Raw genomic sequence first — 706 nt, 5'->3', positions numbered from 1 at the left:
GGGGTTCCGCAGCTGATGGCGGGTTCGTGGCACGGTTGAGGCCGTTGTCGCAGGTCACGAGCCTGCGGCCTGGTGGAACGCGTGAATTCGCCTAGTAACACGTCTCGTGTGATTACTGTGCCTTGACCTGCGCAAATGCTGTTATGCTCTGGAACATGTACGTGCGGGCGACCACGAGGAAGAACAAGGACGGCTCGACCGTGCGCTACCTGCAGTTGGCGCACAACGAATGGGACGCGGCCAGCGGCACCTCCCGCCCGCAGGTGCTGCACAGCTTCGGCCGCGAGGACCGGCTGGACCGCGCCGCCATCGAGCGGCTGGTCGCCTCCCTGACCAAGCTCCTGGACCCGGCCGCAGCCCTGCGGGCCACCGCCGGCGGGGAGTTGACGTTCCTGGAGTCCCGGCCAATGGGCGGCGCCCACGCGCTGGACGGGCTGTGGCGCAGGATAGGCATCGACAGTGCCATGAGGAACCTCTTGAAGGGCCGGCGCCTGGACCCGGCCGCCGAGCGGGTCCTGTTCGCACTGGTCGCCAACCGCGCCCTGGCCCCGAGCTCGAAGCTCGCCGCCACCCGCTGGATCGAGCACGACGCCCACATCCCCGGGCTCGCCACCACCAGCGACGACGCCTGCTACCGGGCCATGGACTGGCTGCTGAAGATCGAGGACAAGCTCGCCGAGGAGGTCTACTGGCAGGTCGCCGACCT

1 pseudogene is annotated in these 706 nt (G+C 68.6%); it reads left to right on the top strand.

The features are described 5' to 3' along the window. Positions 1-155 precede the first annotated feature (155 nt). Positions 156-706, top strand: a pseudogene (locus VXC91_RS46455) (IS1634 family transposase); the annotation flags it as partial.

Origin of the sequence: Streptomyces chiangmaiensis (assembly GCF_036281785.1) — a bacterium.
Taxonomy (GTDB): domain Bacteria; phylum Actinomycetota; class Actinomycetes; order Streptomycetales; family Streptomycetaceae; genus Streptomyces; species Streptomyces chiangmaiensis.
Note: the sequence above shows the minus strand (reverse complement) of the source record. Positions and strands in the feature narration are given on the sequence as shown.